This window comes from Arthrobacter sp. BGA-UO-ETr-C19, assembly GCF_059568005.1.
On the sequence record NZ_JCAQPC010000008.1, the window covers coordinates 288,866 to 310,057 of the forward strand.

The 21,192-nt window shown below is 67.2% G+C and carries 17 protein-coding genes; 7 read left to right on the forward strand and 10 right to left on the reverse strand.

The window, feature by feature from the left end:
- Positions 1-62: 62 nt before the first annotated feature.
- On the forward strand, positions 63-722 hold the full coding sequence (locus AC57BR_RS04405) for a DedA family protein (RefSeq protein ID WP_496358530.1): 660 nt from the start codon (positions 63-65) through the stop codon (positions 720-722).
- Between the two features lie 59 nt (positions 723-781).
- Here AC57BR_RS04405 and AC57BR_RS04410 read toward each other — a convergent pair whose 3' ends face one another.
- Both AC57BR_RS04410 and AC57BR_RS04415 read right to left on the reverse strand, forming a co-directional pair.
- Positions 782-3,559: a PEP/pyruvate-binding domain-containing protein gene (locus AC57BR_RS04410; protein ID WP_496358531.1), complete on the reverse strand. Its 2,778-nt coding sequence runs from the start codon at positions 3,557-3,559 to the stop codon at positions 782-784.
- Positions 3,560-3,562: 3 nt separating this feature from the next.
- Positions 3,563-4,600 carry a universal stress protein gene (locus tag AC57BR_RS04415; protein ID WP_496358532.1) on the reverse strand — a complete coding sequence of 346 codons (1,038 nt, stop codon included), beginning with the start codon at positions 4,598-4,600 and terminating at the stop codon, positions 3,563-3,565.
- A 444-nt stretch (positions 4,601-5,044) separates the two neighbouring features.
- On the opposite strand from AC57BR_RS04415, the gene AC57BR_RS04420 reads away from it, so the two are divergent.
- Complete coding sequence (locus AC57BR_RS04420) at positions 5,045-5,674, forward strand: NAD(P)-binding protein (protein WP_496358555.1); 630 nt, start codon at positions 5,045-5,047, stop codon at positions 5,672-5,674.
- Between the two features lie 8 nt (positions 5,675-5,682).
- On the opposite strand, the gene AC57BR_RS04425 is transcribed toward AC57BR_RS04420, so the two are convergent.
- On the reverse strand, positions 5,683-6,279 hold the full coding sequence (locus tag AC57BR_RS04425; protein WP_496358533.1) for a copper resistance CopC family protein: 597 nt from the start codon (positions 6,277-6,279) through the stop codon (positions 5,683-5,685).
- Positions 6,280-6,391: 112 nt separating this feature from the next.
- Between AC57BR_RS04425 and AC57BR_RS04430 the strand changes: the two genes are divergently transcribed.
- Both AC57BR_RS04430 and hutG read left to right on the forward strand, forming a co-directional pair.
- Positions 6,392-7,831, forward strand: a complete 1,440-nt coding sequence (locus AC57BR_RS04430) for an NCS2 family permease (RefSeq protein ID WP_496358534.1) — start codon at positions 6,392-6,394, stop codon at positions 7,829-7,831.
- A 98-nt stretch (positions 7,832-7,929) separates the two neighbouring features.
- A complete protein-coding gene (gene hutG / locus AC57BR_RS04435; protein WP_496358535.1) occupies positions 7,930-8,886 on the forward strand; it encodes a formimidoylglutamase in 957 nt (318 codons plus the stop codon).
- Positions 8,887-8,933: 47 nt separating this feature from the next.
- Here hutG and AC57BR_RS04440 read toward each other — a convergent pair whose 3' ends face one another.
- The gene (locus AC57BR_RS04440; protein WP_496358536.1) at positions 8,934-11,153 is read right to left on the reverse strand and encodes a transglycosylase domain-containing protein; all 2,220 of its coding nucleotides are present in this window, start codon (positions 11,151-11,153) and stop codon (positions 8,934-8,936) included.
- A gap of 74 nt (positions 11,154-11,227) precedes the next feature.
- Positions 11,228-12,532, reverse strand: coding sequence for a cation:proton antiporter (locus AC57BR_RS04445; RefSeq protein ID WP_496358537.1), 1,305 nt, complete (start codon positions 12,530-12,532; stop codon positions 11,228-11,230).
- A 221-nt stretch (positions 12,533-12,753) separates the two neighbouring features.
- Between AC57BR_RS04445 and AC57BR_RS04450 the strand changes: the two genes are divergently transcribed.
- On the forward strand, positions 12,754-13,014 hold the full coding sequence (locus AC57BR_RS04450) for a hypothetical protein (protein WP_496358538.1): 261 nt from the start codon (positions 12,754-12,756) through the stop codon (positions 13,012-13,014).
- A gap of 113 nt (positions 13,015-13,127) precedes the next feature.
- Here AC57BR_RS04450 and AC57BR_RS04455 read toward each other — a convergent pair whose 3' ends face one another.
- The 4 genes from AC57BR_RS04455 to AC57BR_RS04470 form a co-directional block, all read right to left on the reverse strand.
- Entirely contained in the window at positions 13,128-13,364 is a 237-nt protein-coding gene (locus AC57BR_RS04455) for a hypothetical protein (RefSeq protein ID WP_496358539.1), read from the reverse strand.
- A 162-nt stretch (positions 13,365-13,526) separates the two neighbouring features.
- Positions 13,527-15,119 (reverse strand): histidine ammonia-lyase, encoded by a 1,593-nt coding sequence (gene hutH / locus AC57BR_RS04460; RefSeq protein WP_496358540.1) that lies wholly within the window; start codon positions 15,117-15,119, stop codon positions 13,527-13,529.
- A gap of 75 nt (positions 15,120-15,194) precedes the next feature.
- The gene (hutU, locus tag AC57BR_RS04465) at positions 15,195-16,892 is read right to left on the reverse strand and encodes a urocanate hydratase (protein WP_496358541.1); all 1,698 of its coding nucleotides are present in this window, start codon (positions 16,890-16,892) and stop codon (positions 15,195-15,197) included.
- A gap of 217 nt (positions 16,893-17,109) precedes the next feature.
- On the reverse strand, positions 17,110-17,934 hold the full coding sequence (locus AC57BR_RS04470) for an IclR family transcriptional regulator (RefSeq protein ID WP_496358542.1): 825 nt from the start codon (positions 17,932-17,934) through the stop codon (positions 17,110-17,112).
- Positions 17,935-18,142: 208 nt separating this feature from the next.
- Here AC57BR_RS04470 and AC57BR_RS04475 point away from each other — a divergent pair, with 208 nt between their 5' ends.
- Positions 18,143-19,060 carry an SDR family oxidoreductase gene (locus AC57BR_RS04475; protein ID WP_496358543.1) on the forward strand — a complete coding sequence of 306 codons (918 nt, stop codon included), beginning with the start codon at positions 18,143-18,145 and terminating at the stop codon, positions 19,058-19,060.
- A 98-nt stretch (positions 19,061-19,158) separates the two neighbouring features.
- Here the strand turns inward: AC57BR_RS04475 and AC57BR_RS04480 are convergent, their stop codons facing one another.
- Entirely contained in the window at positions 19,159-20,709 is a 1,551-nt protein-coding gene (locus tag AC57BR_RS04480; RefSeq protein ID WP_496358544.1) for an HNH endonuclease signature motif containing protein, read from the reverse strand.
- Positions 20,710-20,974: 265 nt separating this feature from the next.
- On the opposite strand from AC57BR_RS04480, the gene AC57BR_RS04485 reads away from it, so the two are divergent.
- The coding region (locus AC57BR_RS04485) for an IS110 family transposase (protein ID WP_496358545.1) at positions 20,975-21,192 on the forward strand (218 nt) is incomplete at its 3' end.

The following is a 21,192-nucleotide window of genomic DNA, read 5'->3' on the forward strand; positions in this document are numbered from 1 at the left end:
GTGCCGGCTGGTGGGCCAGACTGGGTGGGACGCCGTTTTCCAGCTTCCAGGAGCCTTCGCCGATGCCAATTCCCGGTGCCACATCCAGTCCCGCCGATGAACTGACAGGCATCGTGGGCTTCGCCGCCCAGGCGATCGATTCGCTCGGGGAATGGGGTGTGGGCCTCTTCACCTTTCTCGAGACGGTGTTCCCGCCGATTCCCAGTGAAGTGATTCTTCCGCTGGCCGGGTTCCTGACCCGGCAGGGATCCCTGAACCTGGCGCTGGTCTTCGTGACAAGCACACTGGGGGCGTACTTGGGCGCCCTTGCGCTGTATTTCCTTGGCGCGAAGGTGGGGCTGGAGCGTTCGATCCGTTTGCTGTCCAAGCTGCCGCTGGTGGACCGGGACGACTTCGAGCGGGCGGACGCCTGGTTCCGCCGCCACGGCAGGTCCGCGGTCTTCTTCGGCCGGCTGCTGCCCGGTGTGCGGAGCCTCATTTCGTTGCCTGCGGGCGCCGAAAGGATGCACCTGGGCACCTTCAGCATTTTCACCATCGCGGGCAGCGGCGTCTGGAACGGCGCGCTGATCGGCTTCGGCGTACTGCTGGGCCGGCAGTACGCGATGGTGGAGCAGTACTCCCGCTACCTCAACTACGCCGTTTATGCAGCCTTGGCCATTTTCGTCGCCTGGCTCGTGGTCCGGCACATCCGGCGCGGGAAGCCGGCACAGGACCGGCAGTAGCCGCCGCCTCGGCCGCCGCGCCGGCTTAGTAGCCCCACGCCCTTAGCAGCCCCGGGCCCCTAGGCGCCGGGCACCACGGTGCCAGCGCCGCCGTCGACCGTCACTTCCTGGCCTGTCCTGAGCAGCGAAGTCGCGTCAGCGACACCCACCACGGCGGGGATGCCGTACTCCCGGGCGACCACCGCGCCGTGGGAATTGGGGCCGCCCATCTCCATCACCAGGCCGCCCGCCGTGAGGAACAGCGGTGTCCAGCCCGGATCGGTGGACGGCGCCACGAGGATCTCCCCCGGTTCCAGGTGGGCGCCCACGGGGTCGAGGATGACGCGGGCAGGTGCCGTCACCGTCCCCGCCGACGCCGGGCTCCCGGACAGTGACCCGGCATCGGCGGTTCCGACGGCGGTAAGCAGCGTTTCGGGTTCCGTTCCGTCCGAGAGCAGCATCCGCGGAATGTGGCGCCGCTCAAGTTCCAGGTAATAGGCGCCCTGCCGCTGCGCCACGAGATCCTGCATGTCTGCACCGTCCAGCGCCCGGTTCGCTTCGGCAAAGTCCAGGAAGAAGATGTCGTCTGCTCGGGCGAGCCGTTTCTGTTCCGCCAGCACGGCGCCGACTTCGGCCAGTTGCTTCCTGACCTCCGCCAGCGCCAGGACGATCTGGAACTTGGGAAGTTCCCGCAACCCGGCGAAGAGCCTCGCCCGCCGCAGCGCCGCCCGGACAGCCACCGCGCGCAGGCGCCCCCTCGAACGGGCCTCGGCCACCAGCCGCTCGATGTGTGCGTCCGCTTCGGCCGCTGCCTTGCTGAACTGGCGGTCGGGGGCGCGTTCCGGGTCCTCCAGCCGAAGGTAGTTGGCGAGCACGCCAAGGATATGGGTGGGGTCGTCCCGCCAGCGGGGCATGCCGACGTCGATCTCGGCGACAGCCCGGTGTCCGTACCGGGCCAGGAATGCTGCCAGGCCGGCTTGGGCCGCGGCCGGCAAGGCGCCCGCGGCGAAGCGCTGCGCCAGCACCGTTGGGTGGTTTCCGGTGAGCACGGCCAGCGATTCGGCGTCGGACCTGATCGCCGTGGCGATCCGCCACAGCTCGAGGTCCATCTCGGTTGTCACGTTGTTGGGCAGGCCGCGGAGCACGGGCTGAAGGTCGATGTTTCGAACCGGCCCGGCACTGTCCAGGCCGGCACCAAAAAGTTTGCCGGCACCAAGGAGTTTCCCGGCGAGCCCGAGCATGGCGAAGCCAAGGCCGGCCAGCGGGAGCACGGCGGGAAGGTTGGGGAAGAGCCGCGAGAGTATTGCCTCGGCGTGGTCAAGCCGCGCGCGCGGGGAAGCACCCTGGGGCAGTTCCAGCGTCGCGTTGAACTCCGTCGTGAAACGGTTCAGGCGTTTGAGGGCCGCCTCGGGACGGACCAGCGCCCGGACCGCTGCTTCCGGTACGCGGGCCCGGGCGGCGATGGGGACCACGTGCCGGAGGAGGTCCCAGGGCGTGCGGCGGGTGATGGAGAGCCGCGGGTCGTCGAACACGCTGCGCAGCACTTTGGCGGAGCGTGCCTCCATGACGTCGAAGACATTCGGGATGATCCGGCGGCCCACGGTGCTCCGCGCGGCGGCGGTCAGGTCGATGAAGATGCGCTGCCCGGCTTCGACGTAGGGCGGGGGCCCGCTGCGGGGGTCCGGGACGTCAAAGCCGGCGGCGGCGGCAACCGACGAACCGATCCGCCTGAGGGCGGCAAGCCCCATCGGAGTCAGCGGCCGGGTGAGGCCTTGGGCGAGGCTGAAGCACAGGTAGACACGCAATTCCTCTCCCGGGCTGCGCCGTTCCGGCTCGTCCTCCGCCAGACGGTCCTTCTCCGGCAGCGGGTAAAGCGTGGTGATGGGCCGGGACTGGGTCAGCCAAACTTTACCGCCGCGCTCAAGCGCCCACTCCGTGTCCTGCGGGGCGCCGTAGTGGGCTTCGGCCTTGCTCCCCAGGGCCGCGAGTTCCCGGATCTGCGCGTCGGTCAGGCACGGCTGGTTCTGTGCAATCGGGCCTGCGCCCGCGCTCTGGTCAGCGCGGGCGCCCTGGCCTGTGCCCTGCTCCACATATTCGGTGCCTCCCCCCGGCAGCGGCCGGACAGCCATCCGCTTGTCCCCCAGCCGGCGCTGCAGGATGGCCCCGGATGCGGTGTCCACCACGAAGTGGTCCGGATTGACGGCGCCCGACACGACCGCCTCGCCAAGCCCGGAGCTGGCGTCGATCACAGCCTCCCGGCGCCTGCCGGTGACCGGGTTGGCGGTGAACATCACCCCCGCCGCCTCGGCGTCCACCATGCGTTGGACGACGACGGCGAGGGCCACCGTTGCGGGGTCGATGTTCCGGCTGGCGCGGTACGCCACCGCCCGGTCAGTCCACAGCGAGGCCCAGCACTTCCGGACGGCGTCCAGCAGCGCCACGGCGTCTATGACGTTCAGGTAGGTGTCCTGCTGGCCGGCAAAGCTGGCGAAGGGAAGGTCCTCGGCCGTGGCCGAGGACCTCACCGCGACGGGAACGCCATCCAGCGCCCTGTAAGCCGTGAGTATTTCCCCGGCGATCGCCGTCGGCAGTTCTGCCGAGGTAATCAGGCTGCGGGCCCTGCCGGCCAGGCCCGCGAGGGCTTCGAGGTCATCGGCCGGTGTGTCCTGGAGGGCGCTGTGCACCTCTGCGAGCCCCAGCGGCTCCACGGCCTGGACGTAGGCCTCCGTGGTCAGGCAAAAGCCGTCTGGCACCGGGAGGCCGGCAGTGAGCAACTCGCCGAGGTTGGCGGCCTTGCCGCCAACCTGCGGCAGCATGGAGGCGCTGAGGTCCCCGAGGCCGAGCACCAGCCCGCTCATGCGCTACGAGGCGCCGAGCATCGGTCCGAAACTGGCGCGGTCGGCGAGCCGGGGGTCTTCCCGGTCCGGGACCACCATCACGGGGCTCTTGGCATGGTGCAGGACACCGTCCGACGTCGAGCCCAGGAGCATGCCGGTAAAGCCGCCGCGGCCGCGGGTTCCCACGACTATGAGCTCAACGTGGCGGCTGGCCTCCACCAGCACATCCACGGGCGAGCCGTCCAGCAGGCGGGTCTCGATGGCCAGCCGCGGGAAGTGGCTCTGCAGCCAGGCCACCCCGGCCTTCAACTGGACCTGGATATCGGCGAAAAGCGCTTCCCGGTCCAGCGGGGCCGGAACCCAGGCAAGGGATCCGCTGTACTGCGGCACGGCGCAGATCACGCGCAGCGGCGCACCCAGGCGTTCGGCCTGCTCCGCGGCTTCCAGGACCGCGACGCGGGCCTGCTCGGATCCGTCCACACCTACGGCCACGACGTGTTCCACGGGGCCGTGGCCGGCTTTGGCCTGCTCGGCCCGGATGTGTTTGTCCTGGGTGGTCTCGCCCAGACGGTCGGAGCAGATCAGCGGAACCGTGACCGTGGGGCATTTGGCGTGGGCCGGCAGCGCACTGCTCACGGAGCCGAGGAGCCGCCCGACGAAGCCGCCCCGCCCCCGCGTCCCGAAGACCAGCAGCTCGGCGGATTCGGACAGGTCCAGCAGCACGCCGGACGCGTCCCCGTTCTCCACGGAGGCACTGACGTTGATGTTGTAGCCCGCCACCTTGTCCACGGCATGCTGCAGGATGGCCTCGGCACCCTCGCGGATCACCGAGTCGTCCACGGTGGCATAGCCGCCGTCGAGTCCGGATGCGGCAAAGATGGGCACCGAGTAGGCGGTGACAATGTGGAGGGGACGACGGCGGCGTTCGGCTTCCCGGGCGGCCCAGACGAGGGCGCACTGGCCGTGGTCCGAACCATCGACGCCGACGACGATTCCTTCGGGTCTCGCGTGCCGGGCACCGCCATCCCGTGCCGGGTCGGGATGCAATTCGTGTGCGTCCATTCGGTCCGCCTCCTCGCGATACTGCCTGATGATGCGGCTATTCTGCCAGAAGCAGCCCGTCTAGCCGTCACCGGCAGGCCGTCCGGTTCCCGGTTATGCACAGCCTGCCTTTAAGTCCAACTATTCTCGGTCGGCGACCTCTTAGCAAGCGGCCCCGACGGACCCTGAAGGTCCTCTCCGGGGGCTGTTTTCCACCCCTTCCGGGCGCTCCTCCGGCACTGCCCTGGGCGCGCCGGTGACGCCGGGCAAAGCCCTGCAAACCAATGTTTCCGGAGGGGTATCCAGCGACCAAAAAATTCTGTAATGTCGAGGCACCATCGATCCGGATTGTGCTCCACCGCACAGCCGGAGATGGCTTGTGTCTGCTTGCTGGGGCAGTGGACGGTGCACGGCGATGATGCCCTGCACTTCGAAATTCTCGAGGAGGAAGTTGCAGTGTCACGCATGCCTGGTCTCAGCGGCACAGAACGGACCACCACTGTGGTCATCGGCACCGGACTTCCCGGTCTGGCCATCGCCACGGAACTCCGACGCCGGGGAGTCGATTCAATCATCGTTAGCCGGCTTGAGTCCCCCGGCGGCCAGTCGTTCCAGAAATCCGGGCCCCAGCGGTGCGACGACGCCGAGGCAGCGTCAATCCAGGAACGGAACGAAATCCTCCGGCACCTGCGCAACTACGCGTCAAGCCACCAGTTGGACATCCGCAGCGACACGTCTGCCGTGTTGCTCGACAAGATGGGCCCGGGGGCGGAAGCCTCACTGCACCGCTGGGCCGTCCATACCCCCGACGGCGTGCTGCTGGCCGACCACATTGTGCTCACGCGCTGTGCCCACAGCCAGCTGCGGCGCATGCTCACGGACCTCGGCATCTCCATTGGCAGCAACCTCGTCGCAGCCATGCGCGCCATAGGCATTTATCTGGTCGGGGTTGGTGAGCTCATCACACCCACGCCGAAGGAAGTGCTGCGCCAGGCCAAGGTTGTGGGCCAGGCCATCTCGGCGAAGGTCTACCCGGACAGCGTGCCGTCGGTGCTGACCGGAAGCTTCCCGGCGCTGCCGGCCCCGGCTGTCTGAAGCGGGCGCTATTTCCCGGCACCCTGGTCGTCAGGCTCGTCGCGCACGCCGAGCCTCCGGCGTGCCAGCACACCGAGGGTGACGAGCAGGCCGAGAGCCACAACCGCAAACACCACGATGCTCCATGGGAAGGGCTCCGAAGAATCCGGAGCTGTCCCCGTGGCCTGTGTGGCTCCCGGCTGGGGCGTACCTACGGTCTGGACCGGTGCCGACGTTGCCCCTGCCGCAGCGGCCGCGGCGGTAAAGGCAAACGTGCCCTCGATCGGATGGGAATCCGAGCTCACCACGCGCCACACCACCGTGTACTTCCCGGCAGGTGCGCCTTCCCGCAGCTTCTGCGAGGCGACGTTGTCCACGATCTCCACCTTGCCGTCGGCCCAGTCTGTTCCCGCGGCGTCCGTCACCTTGATCTCATCGCCGAGCCCGAGCGGGGTGTTGTTGAAGGTGATCGAAACCTTGGCCGGAGCTGTTGCCACCGTGGCGCCGTCGGCCGGGCTGCTGGATTCGGCGGCGTCGTGCGCGGAAGCGGGTCCCGCCGTAAGGAGCAGGGCGACGAGCGCAAGCGCGCCAAGGAAGGCGGACAGCAGCTGGCGGGTGAAACGCATGGGCGGACGACTCCTCGTGTTGACTTCCTTACAGACTAGGCGAATTTGCTGGGTAGGCACCCGGCAACCTACTAGGATTCAAGTAATCCCACACTCTCTCACCGGAGGACTAATGCTCAAGCAGGGCTCTGCACTGGACCGGTACTTCAAGATCTCCGAACGGGGGTCCAACTTCTCCCGCGAGATCCGCGGCGGTTTTGCCACCTTCTTTGCCATGAGCTACATCGTGGTGCTGAACCCCCTGATCCTGTCCGTTGCGGACTCCTCCGGCGCCACGCTCGGTTTCCAGGCCGTTGCTGCCGTCACCGCCTTTGTTGCCGGCATCCTGACCATCCTCATGGGCGCGTGGGCCAAGCACCCATTCGCCATGGCCACCGGCCTGGGAGTCAACGCCTTCGTGGCCGTGACAGTGGCCACCAACCCGGGCCTGACCTGGCCGGACATGATGGGACTGGTGGTCCTCTCCGGCGTCACCATGATGATCCTGGTCCTGACCGGCTTCCGGACCGCCGTGTTCCGGGCCGTTCCGGACGGGCTCAAAACCGCAATCGTGGTGGGCATCGGCCTGTTCATCGCCCTCATCGGCCTGGTCAACGCCGGCTTCGTCCGGCGCGTTCCGGACGCGGCCGGGACCACCGTTCCAGTGGGTCTCGGCTTTGACGGCAAGCTTCTGGGCTGGCCCACCCTTGTGTTCGTGTTCGGCCTCATCCTGACCATCGCCCTGCTGGTGCGCAACGTCAAGGGCGCCATCCTGATCGGCATCATCGCCTCCACCATCCTGGCGGTCATCCTCGAGTTCACGCTCCACATCGGCCCCAGCTTCGACGGCAAGAACTTCAACCCGCAGGGCTGGTCCCTGGTTGCCCCCAAGTTCACCGAATGGGCCGCCCCCGACCTCTCCCTGATCGGCAAGGCCAACCCGATCGGAGCCTTCGGCCATCTGGGCGTTGTGGCCGCGGCGCTGCTCGCGTTCGTCATCCTGCTCAGCATCTTCTTCGACGCCATGGGCACCATGGTCGGCCTGGCCAACGAGGCCGGCACCGTGGACAAGGACGGCAACATCCCCAATGTTGACCGCGTCCTGCAGGTGGATGCCCTCGGCGCCATCGTCGGCGGCGGCGCGTCCGTCTCCTCCAACCAGATCTACGTCGAGTCCGGTGCCGGCATCGGGGAAGGCGCGCGGACCGGCCTGGCCTCGGTCGTGACCGGCCTGCTGTTCCTGGTGGCCATGTTCTTCACCCCGCTGATCAACCTCGTGCCGTTCGAGGCCGTGGCCCCCGCCCTGGTGGTGGTCGGCTTCATGATGGTGGCCCAAATCAGCAAGATCCACTGGCAGGACTGGGGCATCGCCCTGCCCGCCTTCCTCACGTTCACGCTGATGCCGTTCACCTACTCGATCGCCAACGGCCTGGGCGCCGGCTTCATCTCCTACGTCCTCATCCGCACCTTCCAGGGCCGCGCCCGCGAAGTGCACCCGCTGATGTGGGCCGTAGCCGCCGCTTTCGTCCTGTTCTTCGCCATCGGCCCGATCGAGCAGTCGCTGGGCATGTAGTAGCGGACAGTCCCTGGCAGGTCCCGGGTTCCGGCATTCCAGACATCACGACGGCGGCGCTGCTGGCTTTCGCTGCGTCCTTACGGTGAGCTTGAAGCATGGACTTTCCCGCGCTCTCCGTTGACGTTCAACCCCGCCCCTGGACGGGCCGCTACGACGGCGACGGCGAAGCCGACCGCCGGTGGTGGCAGGCCGTAACGCCTGCCACCGGTAAGACTGCGCTGGGCACCCCCACACAGCGCCCCGCCGTGATCCTCGGCTTCCGCAGTGACGAGGGCGTGCGCCGGAACAAGGGCAGGACCGGAGCCGCGGCCGCACCGGCGGCCATCCGCAGTGCCCTGGGCCCACTCGCCTACCACTCGGAGCGGCCAGTTGCCGACGCGGGCGACGTGGCGGTCCGCGACGGCGAACTGGAGGCCGGCCAGGCCCGCGCCGGCCTCGCCGTTGCGGCACTGCTCGACGGCGGCCGCCTCACCGTGCTGCTGGGCGGCGGCCACGAAACCGCCTATGCCAGTTACCTTGGTGTGGCAGGGTCCCGGGCGGTACGCGACGGCCAGCGGCTGGGCGTGCTCAACCTTGATGCCCACTTCGACCTCCGGGACGAGGCCGCCCCCAGCTCGGGGACCCCGTTCCTCCAGATGGCCCGCGCGGAAGCGGCCGCGGGGCGCCAACTGAAGTACGCCGTCGTCGGAATTTCCGAACCCAACAACACGCGCGCGCTGTTCAGCACCGCCGGCGAGCTGGGGGTGAAATATCTCCTGGACGAGGAGTGCACCGCCGCCGCGGCGGAGGCCTTTGTGGCGGATTTCCTCAGCGGGATCGACGTCCTGTACCTGACCATCGACCTGGATGTGCTGCCGGCGGCGGTGGCGCCGGGCGTCAGCGCCCCGGCGGCGTACGGGGTTCCGCTGCCGGTGATCAGTGCCGTCTGCCGCCAGGTGGTGGCCAGCGGCAAGCTGCTGCATGCGGACGTGGCCGAGCTGAACCCGGCCTTCGACATCGACAACAGGACGGCCCGGGTGGCCGCGCGGCTGGTCAGCATCCTGCTGCGCTGAGCATTCGTCCCGGCGCTTATCCGGGCCGGTCTAATCCTTGGGCCGGTCTAATCCTTGGGCTTCGGCTTGGCCGTGGGCTTCGGGGCAGGCCGGGCAGGCGCTTTGGGCTTCGCCGCGGGCTTGCTGATGATCGACGCCGGCGGCTTGGGGAAGGCCGCGGCAGGATAGAGCCGCGCCACCTGGAGCATGTAGTTCGCCCACTGCGGGCCCGCGATCATGTAGCCGTCAATGCGGTCGTAATGCGTGCCCTTGATGGTGAGGTTCCGGCCCGGGCGCTGCTGGCCCTCCAGGGCGTCCCCGAAGAACGAGGCCGTGGCCAGGCCGCTGGTGTACCCCAGGACCCACGTGGCGCTGTTGCTGTTGTTGGTGCCCGTTTTGGCCGCCACCGGCACACTCTTCTGCACCTTGGGGTTGATGTAGATGCCGGAGCCCTTGTTGAGCATGTCCTGCAGTGCCTTGTTCACCCCGCGCACCACGTTCTTGTCCACCGTGTCGCTGCACTCCTGGCTCTCCGCCGGAAGCTTCTTGCCCGCCATGTCCGCCACCCCGGCCAGTGCCACCGGCCTGCAGTACCGGCCGTCGGCGGCAAAAGTGGCAAAGGCGTTGGCCATGGTCAAAGGTGCAACGCCGGTGCCGCCCAGGAGGTTGCCCAGCTGGTGCATGTTGACCGGCGTCCCGTCCAGCCCGCTGCGGAGCCCGACCGCGTTGACCATGTTCTGGATCCCGCAGAAGTCCAGCTGCGCGGCCTCGGCAAAGGTCGCCGTGTTGATGGAGTTGTAGAGCCCGTAGTCGGCCGGCATCTTGCGGTAGTAGCCCTCGGAGGCGTTCTGCAGGTCGTCGGCAGTTTCAAGTCCTGCCCTGCGCTGCTTGGTACTGTAGCCGCCGGCCACCTTGCCGCAGGAGGACCGCCAGCGGAAGCCCAGCGGGTACTCGCGCTTCGACGCGTCCACGACCGTGGTCATGGTCTTGCCCTGGTGCAGCCACTCGGCGAAGGTAAAGGGCTTCATGGTGGATCCGGGCTGAAACCCGCCCGCGCCATTGAGGTCGTTGCCGACGGCGTCCTTGGCATCCACGTTGAAGTTCAGCTGGGTGTCGAACTTGCCGGGCCGGGGCAGGTACACCGTGTTCTGCGCCATCGCCAGGACCCGGCCGGTGCCCGGCTGGACGGTGACCAGCGAAGCGCCCCACTTGTCCGGATTGGCGCCGGCGGTGACGTCCACCTGCGCCTGGGCCTTGGCCTGGAGCCGGCTGTCCAGCGTGGTGGTGATGGTCAGGCCGCCGCGGAAGAGCCGCTTTTCGCGGGCCTCTGTGTCAGCGCCGTAGGCCGGGTTGTTGAGGAAGAGCCGGGTCACGTAGTCGCAGAAGTACGGGGCCATGGTGGCAGCGGCGCACCCCTGCCGCGAAGGCCGCACCTTCAGGCCGACCCCTGAGGCCACTGCGGCGTCATGCTGCTTCTTGGTGATCATCTTCTGCTTGAGCATTTCGCCGAGAACCTGGTTGCGGCGTTTCAGCGAGTTCTTGGGGTTGGCCACGGGATCGTAGAAGCTGGGGCTGTTGACCAGGCCCGCGAGCAGCGCCGACTGGGGCAGGGTCAGCTTGCTGGCCGGAACGCTGAAGAAATACTGGGCCGCCGCCTCAATCCCATAGGCGCTGCGGTTGAAGAAGACAATGTTGAGATAGCCCTCGAGGATCTGGTCCTTGGTGAATTTCTTCTCCAATGCCATGGCCAGCCGCATCTCGCGCAGCTTGTCCCCCATGGTCTTCTGTCCGCTGAGCACCACCTGGTCCTCACGGCCTTCGGAAATCAGGGACTCGTTCACAATGTTGGTGACGTACTGCTGGGTGAGCGTGGAGGCGCCTTGGCGGTCCCCGCGGGTCAGGTTGCTGGTCAGCGCGCGCAGGACGCCCTGCGTGTCCACGCCGCTGTGCTCATAGAACCGGCTGTCCTCGATGGCGACGACGGCCTTCCGGATAAACGGGGACATCTGCTTCAGCGGAACGCGGACCCTGTTCTCTGAGTAGAAGGTAGCGATGAGCTTGCCGTCCGCCGTCAGCATGCGCGTGGTTTGCGACGGCGCAGGCACCGCGAGTTCGGTGGGCAGGCTGTTGAAGTAGGAAATCGATTTGCTGACCGAGGTGCCGGCGAGGGCCGCCCCGGGCACCAGGAAGCTGGCCACGAGGACCCCGCAGAGGCAGCTGACAATCACGAACCCCAGCAACTTTGCCAGCGCAAGAGCCAAACGGGATACCAACCTTCTGCCTGCCATGATCCAAGCTCACCACACGATCGGTCGGAAAGCAGAATACTTGCCGCTCCCCGCGTGATTCGTGATCCGCTGGGTCAGACCGGCGTGTGCGGCGCCTTTCCCTCGTCACCGAATTTCTCGGCCGCCCTGTGCTCGCGGAGCCGGTCCAGGCGCTTCATGACCGGCGCCGTGGTGGCCCCGTGCAGCACCACGGACATGGCCACGACGAGTCCGATGATGCTCCACAGGCGCTGCGCCTGGTCCCCGAAGCTGCCCTGCCCCAAAGCGTAGGCGAGGTAATACAGGGACCCGATGCCCCGGATGCCGAAGAAGGAAATGGCGATCCGCTCCCGGGGCCCCGTCTTGCCGCGGGCCAGCGCCAGCCAGCCGGACAGCGGACGGACCAGGACCAGGAAGGCCAGCGCCACGCCCGCCTCGGCCCACCCGACGCCGGCCAGCAGGCCCCGCGCGATCGCTCCGCCCAAGAGGACCAGGATGACCACCGTCAGGAGCCGCTCAAGCTGTTCCACATAGGAGTGAAGAATGCGGTGATAGCCGTTGGTGCGCTCCGCCGCCCTGATGGTCACTGCACAGACGAACACCGCGATGAAGCCGTAGCACTCGATCATTTCAGTGACGCCGTACGCCAGGAAGGTGGCGGCCAGCGCAACGAAGCCCTCGGAGTGGTTGGACAGCCGGATGCTGTCATGCCGGGCGGAGAAGAACAGCCGGGCCAGCACCTTGCCCGTACCGTAGCCCAGCAGCACGCCCATTCCGATGCGCCACAGGACGTCCACGCCGAACCACTCCGGAAACCACGCCGACGGCGCGGTCCCGACGAGGCTCATGGCAATGGCCAGGTACACAAAGGGAAAGGCCAGCCCGTCGTTCAGTCCCGCCTCCGAGGTCAGGGCGAACCTGACCTCGTCCTCCCGGTCGGTGCCCTCTTCCTCGTCGGCCGGCTCTCCCACCTGCACCTCGGACGCCAGGACCGGATCCGTGGGGGCCAGGGCGGCGGCCACGAGGAGCGCAGCGGCGAGTCCCAAGCCCAGCAGCCAGAGTCCGAGGAGCGTCAGGCCAAGCATGCACAGGGGCATGGCAATACCGAGCATGCGCCAGGTGGTGGCCCAGTTCCGCCGCCCCACCGGACGGTCCAGCGCCAGCCCGGCTCCCATCAGCGAGATGATCACGCAGACCTCGGTCAGGTGCAGCGTCAGCTCGGGGTGTTGGACAGGGTTCGGGTCGGGGAGACTGGGAAGCAGGCCGAAGGCGGCAGCGCCGGCGCCCAGGAACACCATCGGCATGGAGATGGGAGCATTGCGCAGGGCCTTGGGCAGGATGGCGGCAACAAAGACGGCTACGCCCGCCGCGGCGAACATGATGCTGGCACCTTCAAACACGGTCGCCTCCTGCGCCGTCGGCCTCTCAGACCTGACCAACACTAGCGCGCGCGGCCGAGGGAGCGTGGCTCAGGGTCGCTTCCAAAGGCCGTGCAAGGGCAGAATGGTTGATAAGACAACTATCGTCAACATCCCTGTCAAATGACAGTCATCTTACCTTTGGGCCGGTTCCCGGTAGAATGGTCTATTGCCCCCCGGCAGGAACCATAGAAAGTCAGTACATGAGCACAGCAACCATGGAGCGCCCAACCGCTCCTACGAGCGCGTCTCGCTCCGCGGATCCCCGGTCCATCGACTTGGCCTTCACCAGTGCCGACCAGGTCCACGACGGACTGGAAAGCGCGGTAGAGACGCTGATCGAAACGGCCGCCCAGAATGGCACCTGCGGCATCAAGGTCACGCGCCTTGAGCCAGGCCGTTACACGGTGGCCCTCGACGAGTCTGTTCCCTTCGGTGAAACACACGAGGACATGGCAGCTTAACACGCGGAAAAAAGCCCCCGATCCTGAACTCATTCTGGCTGAACGGCCGAATGATCCAAGGTCGGGGGCTTTTTGATTTCTGGTGTGCGTACTACCGCAAGGCTTCAGCGGGACTACATCCGGCGCACCTGCACGCCGTCGGACTTCATAAAGAGCTGGGACTCATGCGCTCCGCCGCAGACCAGCCACAACACGTTTCCGCTGCGTGAGACTTCCTCCACCTCACCTGCCGCGATGACGTGCGCCTGCTTGATGATCTCGACCCGCTCGCCAACGTGCAGCGATCCCCAGTCGGAAACCGTAGCAGCGTGTGCGATGCGTCTGGACAGGACTGTCCCGCGTGCTTTCATTTGAACTTCTACCCCTTTGTGGATGTTCTTCCGTCACAGCCTCTTTGATGTGACTTTTACTACACCTTTAGTTCTACTACACTCTTCGGCCCGTATGCGGCGCGTTGCAGAGTATTTCGGCACCGCCGGCAAATGGCTGCCGGCGGTGCACGTTGTTCACCGTTAGGCGAGATTTCCGACGGCGGATTCGGCCGCCGTCCGCACCGCACCGGAACCAACCAGCCGGTCGGCGGCCTCGAGCTCGGGCGAAAGGAACCGGTCCGTGCCCGGCCCGCCGACGACGGTCCGCAGCGTTTCGAGGACGGCCGCCCCGGCGGGTCCCGGCGTTAGCTGGCCGCCGGAAAGCTGGGTGCGCATGTCAATCGCCCGTGCCGAGGTTACGAGTTCGATCGCGAGCACCCGGCGCAGGTTCTCCACGGCCTTCCGGAGCTTGCGGGCAGCGTGCCAGCCCATGGACACGTGGTCTTCCTGCATGGCGGAGCTCGGGATGGAGTCCACGGACGCGGGAACGGCGAGCCGCTTGTTGTCCGAGACCAGCCCGGCCTGGGTGTACTGGGCGATCATGAGGCCCGAGTCCACGCCCGGATCCGCGGCCAGGAACGCCGGCAGGCCGTGCGAGCGGGCCGGATCCAGCATGCGGTCCGTGCGCCGTTCTGCGATGGAGCTGAGGTCCGCGACGGCGATGGCCAGGAAGTCGAGCACGTAAGCCACCGGGGCACCGTGGAAGTTGCCGTTGGAGCTGACCCGGCCATCAGGCAGGACCACGGGGTTGTCGATGGCGGCCGCGAGTTCACGGGAGGCCACCAGTTCGGCGTGGTCGACAGTGTCCCGGACGGCGCCAGCGACCTGGGGTGCGCAGCGCAGGGAGTAGGCGTCCTGGACGCGGGAATCGCCCACGCGGTGCGAGGCAACGATCGCCGAGTCGGACAGGACCCGGAGCATGTTGTCGGCGCTGGCGGCCTGGCCGGGGTGCGGGCGGAGTGCGGCGTGCAGCTCCGGCAGGAACACCTGGTCGGTGCCAAGCAGCGCCTCGACGCTGAGTGCCGCGGTGATGTCCGCCGTCGTCAGCAGATGCCGCAGGTCAGCGATGGCCATCAGGAGCATGCCCAGCATGCCCTCGGTGCCGTTGACCAGCGCCAGCCCTTCCTTCTCGGCCAGGGTCACCGGCTCAATGCTGTGTGCGGCGAGAAGCTCGGCAACCGTGCGCTGGCCTGCACCCCCGTAGGGTTCGCCGTCGGGTCCGGTTGCCTCGCCTTCGCCCATGAGGACCAGGGCGCAGTGGGACAGCGGCGCAAGGTCACCTGAGCAGCCCAGCGAACCGAACTCGCGGACCACCGGCGTGATGCCGGCGTTGAGCACATCGACCATGGTCTGCAGCACGACGGGCCGGACGCCGGTGCGGCCCGATGCCAGCGTCTTGGCGCGCAGGAACATGATGCCGCGGACCACCTCGCGTTCCACGGCCGGGCCCATGCCGGCGGCGTGGCTGCGGATCAGCGATTTCTGCAGCTGGGTGCGCAGCTCGCCGGGGATGTGGCGGTTGGCCAGCGCCCCGAAGCCCGTGGAGATCCCGTATGCGGGCACGTCGCTGTGGGCCAGTTCGTCGATGTGCGCGCGGACTTTGGCGACCGTGTCCAGGGCTTCCTGGGAGATGGTCACCTTGGCGTCGTGGCGTGCGACGGCGAGGACGTCCTCGGGGGTTATGCCGCTGGCACCGAGGGTAACGGTGAGCGGTTCGTGCGTTGTAAGTGTCATTTTTCCTCGTTCTTCCCAACTAGCTGGCAGTTGTTGTCGCTTTGGGGGTTCATAACGGCATCTAGTGCGAGCTAGTTAGGTGGTTTCGTTCATGGGGATGCGGACGCCGCGTTCCTTGGCGACGTCGACGGCGCGGTCGTAGCCGGCGTCGACATGGCGGATCACGCCCATGCCGGGGTCGTTGGTGAGGAGCCTCTCAAGCTTCTGCGCCGCGAGGTCGGTGCCGTCGGCAACGGAGACCTGGCCGGCGTGGATGGAGCGGCCGATGCCCACTCCCCCGCCGTGGTGGATCGAGACCCAGGTGGCGCCGGAGGAGGTGTTGAGCAGGGCGTTGAGCAGCGGCCAGTCGGCGATCGCGTCCGAACCGTCCGCCATGGCTTCGGTTTCGCGGTAGGGGGAGGCGACGGAGCCGGAGTCCAGGTGGTCGCGGCCGATCACGATGGGAGCTTTGACCTTGCCTTCCTTGACGAGCTGGTTGAACAGCAGGCCGGCCTTGGCGCGTTCGCCGTAGCCCAGCCAGCAGATACGGGCCGGCAGGCCTTCGAACTCGACCCGCTCGCCGGCGGCGTCGATCCAGCGGTGCAGGTGCTTGTTCTCCGGGAACAGCTCCTTGATGGCCTGGTCCGTGACGGCGATGTCCTCGGGGTCACCGGAAAGCGCCACCCAGCGGAACGGGCCCAGGCCCTCGCAGAACAGCGGGCGGATGTAGGCCGGGACGAAGCCGGGGAACTCGAACGCCCGGCTGTAGCCGCCCTTGCGGGCCTCGTCGCGGATGGAGTTGCCGTAATCGAACACCTCGGCGCCGGCGTCCTGGAACTCCACCATGGCCTGGACGTGCCTGGCCATCGAGGCCTGGGCCTTCTTGGTGAAGCCCTCCGGGTCTGCTTCGGCTTCGCGGTGCCATTCCTCCACGGAGATGCCTTCGGGCAGGTAGGACAGGGGGTCGTGGGCGGAGGTCTGGTCCGTGACAATGTCCACCGTGAGCTCGCCGGCCTTGTGGCGGCGCAGCAGTTCGGGGAAGACCTCGGCGGCGTTGCCCACGTAGCCCACGGACCAGCCGCGGCGTTCCTCCTTGGCTTTGAGGACCTTGGCGATCGCGGCGTCGAGGTCCGTTTCCACCTCGTCGAGGTATCGCTTGCCGGCCCGGCGGCGGAGGCGGGTCTCGTCCACGTCGACAATCAGGCACGCGCCGTCGTTGAGGGTGACAGCGAGGGGCTGGGCGCCGCCCATGCCGCCGCAGCCGCCGGTCAGCGTCAGGGTGCCGGCCAAGGTGCCGTTCTCGTCCCCCGTGAGCTTGCGGGCGATCGCGGCGAAGGTCTCGAACGTGCCCTGCAGGATGCCCTGGGTACCGATGTAGATCCAGGAGCCGGCCGTCATCTGGCCGTACATCATCAGGCCCTCGGCCTCGAGCCGGCGGAACTCGGGCCACGTGGCCCAGTCCCCGACGAGGTTGGAGTTGGCCAGCAGCACCCGCGGCGCCCATTCGTTGGTCCGGAACACCCCGACCGGCTTGCCGGACTGGACCAGCAGGGTCTCGTCCTTGTCCATGGTTTCCAACGTGCGGGTGATGGCGTCGAACGCTGCCCAGGAACGCACGGCCCGGCCGGTTCCGCCGTAGACCACGAGGTCATCGGGGCGTTCGGCGACCTCGGGGTCGAGGTTGTTCATGAGCATGCGCAGGGGCGCCTCGGTCTGCCAGGACCTGGCGGTGAGCTCGGTGCCGCGGGCTGCTTTGACCGGGCGGGCACCGGTGGTGAAATCGGCGGGTGCCATGATGGCTCCTTCGTATTGCGGGTGTGTGGGTGTTGCGGAATTCTTGGTTTGAGCGGAAGTGCTTCTGTATCAACTAAAGCCCCTTCTGAGCGGGCCAGACAGGGGTTTCCGGCCGGTCCTGTCCGGTATACCAGACCCAACTAGGTAGCAGCTCAGGGCGTTCTCGCGGCTGGGAACGCCCTGTGCTGCTACCCAGTTGGGCTGCAACCAACTTGGGCTACGTCGCCGGGCGGCCGTGGATGCGCACCGATAGCTCGTCGGCGACCTTTTGCACGCGGGCGGCGAGCACCGGCCACTGCTCCTCCGGCAGTTTGTCCTCCAGGAACGTGACGGCGACTGCCGCCGTCGGCCATCCAAGATGATCCGTGACAGCGGCGGCGATAGAGCCAAAGCCGGGTGTCACCTCCCCGTGTTCCGTGGCGTAGCCACGCTGCCGCACCTGGTCCAGGTGCGATGACAGGGCCGAGTACTTCATGATGGCGCCCTCCACCTCGTGCCGGGCGGTGAAGGCGGCCGCATTCGGGTAGAGCGCGCGGACCTGGGATTTGGGCAGCGCGGCAAGGATGGCCCTGCCGCTGGCAGTGAGGTGGCTGGGCAGCCGGACACCGACGTCGGTCACCAGGGATGGCCGGTTCTTGGCTCGCTCCTCCACGATGTAGAGCACATCCCGGCCGTGCAGGACCGCCAGGTGTGCACTTTCGCCAAGGACATCAACGAGAGAGGCCAGCATGGGCCGCCCCAGCCTGGACAGCGGTTCCTGCCGCGAGTACGCGGAACTGAGCTCGAAGGCACTGATGCCGAGGCCGTAGCGCTGCTCCTCGTGCAAATGCAGGACGAAGCCGTTCGCTTCCATGACGCCCAGGAGGTGGTAGACACTTGAGCGGGGCAGCCCCAGTGCCGTGGCAATGTTCGACGCCGCCATCGGCCCCCGCCTGGAAGCCAACAGTTTGAGGATCCGCAAGGTGTTTTCGGCGGCGGGAACTTTCGCTTTGACCGCTGATTCCGGCCGTTTTGCCGCCATTGCGGCCATCGTGCCTGCCATGTGCCCTCCAGGCCTCGTCGTTTGGGTGTCTGTTCGGGATGTCTGTCTTTTCGGCATTTAACCGGAAAGGTGTCCGGTATCCCGTACTTAAGCTTGCGCCCACTCCGATCCCTTCAGCGCTTTTTCAGACGCACCACTGTCTGGAATACCGGACTTCGCATTTTCTGGCATCATTCCGCGGTCCCGGGTACGGGGGTAGCGTTTGTCCATGGAATTTCCGCTAAAGGGCAAGGTGGCCCTGGTCGCCGGGGCCACACGAGGGGCAGGTCGCGGAACGGCCGTGGCCCTGGGCGAGGCCGGGGCGGTGGTCTACTGCACCGGACGCACTACTACGGGCCAGGCGTCCGACTATCATCGCCCGGAAACCATCGAAGAAACGGCGGCCATGGTGAGCGCAGCCGGCGGGACCGGCATAACAGTGGCGGTGGACCATCGCAACGCCCCGGAGGTGGAAGCGCTGGTCCGCCGAATCGACCACGACTACGGCCGGCTGGACATCCTGGTCAATGACATTTGGGGTGGCGAAAACCTCATCCTGTGGAACACACCCCTCTGGGAACACGACCTGGACGGCGGTCTGCGGATGCTGCACGGCGCAGTCGACACGCACCTGACCACGAGCCACTTCGCGCTGCCGCTGCTCATCCGTCGGCCGGGAGGACTGGTAGTGGAAATGACGGACGGCACGCGGGAGTACAACGCCGCGCATTACCGGCTCTCAGCGTTTTACGACCTCGCCAAGTCCGCTGTCCTGCGGCTCGCCTTCAGCCAGGCCGAGGAACTGAAGCCGTTCGGCTGCACGGCTGTGGCACTGACGCCGGGGTGGATGCGCTCGGAAATGATGCTCGAGCACTACGGCGTGACCGAAGCCAATTGGCGCGAGGCAGCGGCCACGAATCCGCACTTCGCCGCCATTTCGGAAAGCCCGCGCTTTGTGGGCCGGGCGGTCGCCGCCCTCGCCGCCGATTCGGACGTATACCGCCGAACCGGCGGCTCGTTCTCCGCCGGCGGGCTGGCGCTGGAATACGGCTTCACCGACGTCGACGGCTCCCGGCCCGACTGCTGGCGCTACCTGGAGGAGGTCCAGGAGGCCGGACTGCCGGCCGACGCTACCGGCTACCGCTGACGTGGACGATGCCGCCGCCGGGCGGATTCCGCCAGCTACCGCCGAACCGGCGGGAGGGCAGGCGCCACATGGCAAGCCCGGACATATACGCCGCCTGTTTACGCCGCTTCACGGCCTGTGAGCCCAATACCCGGTGGCACCGCAACCAAGCAACGATCCTGCCCAGGAGGCAGCATTGAAGCCTGGGCATAATCGTCAGGCTGTTCGGGCATGCCGGGGTCTAATCCGTCGGGTGCGGCGAGCTCCTGGAGAATGGCCTGGATTAGTGGTGGCCAGTGAGGTGGTTCCCAGTCGGGTTGTTCGCTGGTGTAGTGCCGGCCGCTTGGCGAGGTCCACCCGGGCGGGTCCTTGGCGCTGGCGGCGGTGGGTGTCCAAGCGGAGGCGTGTCTGAGGCGGTGGTGTTTTGGACATGGCAGGCCCAGGTTGCTGATCCCGGTGCCCCCGCCGTCTGCCCAAGCGAGGAGGTGGTCGGCCTCGTTGTCCAGAGAGTGGTTGTTGCAGGCCGGGAACGTGCATTTGGCGTCCCTGAGCCGCAGCCATTGGCGCATCGGCTTCGGGATGCGGTAGCTGGTTCGTCCAATCTCCAGGGGTGCGCCGTCGCGGGGGTCGGTCAGGACCCTCCGGAACGACGTCCCACCATCTGCGACGAGTGCACGGGCCATGGAGGGCGGGACCGGCCCGTAACCGTCGAGCATTGCCGGTTCCTCCGTCACGCCGAGCAGCGAAAACACCGGAACGGTGACGAGGACCTGTGCCATGGGTGAGGGCACACCACCAGCCCGCGTCAGTTCGCGACCGGCGGTGAGGAGCCAGGTTGAGGCGATGTCGGCGCGGAGCTGGGTGAGGGTTCTGGCCTCGCCTGGACCTTGCATGGCCCGGGCGGCGGCGGTGGTGCGGTCCCAGATACCGGCAGCCTGGGCCGCGGGCAGGTACGCCGAGAACCAGGCCATCCCGTCACTGTCCGGGGCGTATTCCACCCGCCGGTCTGCGGCACTGCGGGCGTGGCGTTTTTCGATGCTGACCGGGTGGTGCCGCTCCCGCCAGGTACGGACTTTCGCCCGGAACCGGCACGGAACGAGCTCCGCGGCCGGGCAGCCCCGGGCCGGGTCCGGCGCGTCGGGGTCCAGGAAATGCGCCTCCAACGCCGCTGCCCCGGCAGCGTCGAGGTTCGCAGTCTCGTCCACTATGATCCGGGCGTGCTGCCAGGAAATGGACCCTGCCTGCAGCGCGGACAAGGTCGCCGGCAGGCCCGCGGTCAGGGTGCTGGCCTCGAACCGGAGGGCACTGGCGGCGCGTTCGCTGACGGTCAGGACACCGGCAACCTCGGCAGTCACGGCCATCTCCCTGACGGTGCGCTCCCGCGGGGAGGCGGTCGGGGGCGTCATGGCTTTCTCAGTGTTGGCGTAGCCGGCGACGAGCTGCACTTTCAGGCCCGCGAGCCGGGCCTCCATTTTGGCGAGCTCGGCCAGACCGTCAAGGTACGCGTCGGCCTGATCCCGCAACGGATCAGCCGCGGCTGGCGCCAAGCCGTCAGCAGGGACAGGGCTGCCCGAGTGGACGTTTCCCGTCGCGAGGTCAATAAGAACAGCCAGCGCAGAAGTGGAGGCGCCGATGGCCTCCATCGTCTCGACAGCTGCATTGCTTTCCATACGCGCAGCATCTCACCGGCCACTGGCGGTAATGATGGAAGTGGTTATGTTGCGGTGTGACTCTGCCACTGACTGACGCCCGAAGGGTTTGTCTTCCAATTGATTTGTCCGCCGCAACATGACTGCTGTAAACGCGGCGGCCAGATGGGCATGACCTCATAGGAGCCTGTTCACGGAATCCCATTACCGTCTTGTCTGCCCACCCGGCCGGCGTGTGCCCCTTTGTGTCCCACCGCACGTAACGGAAGGCAGGGCCAGTTTCATCATGGCAAACAAGCATCTGAAAGTCATCGCCGGGATCGACACTCACGCCGATACCCATCACGTCGCCGTTATCACCGAAACCGGCGTCCATGTCGCCAATAAGGAATTCCTGGCCGTCGGGTCCGGTTACCGGAAGATCATTCAGTTCATCGCCGGTTTCGGGCAAATCGTTGGTGTTGGAGTTGAGGGCACCGGCAGCTACGGTGCCGAGCTTTCCCG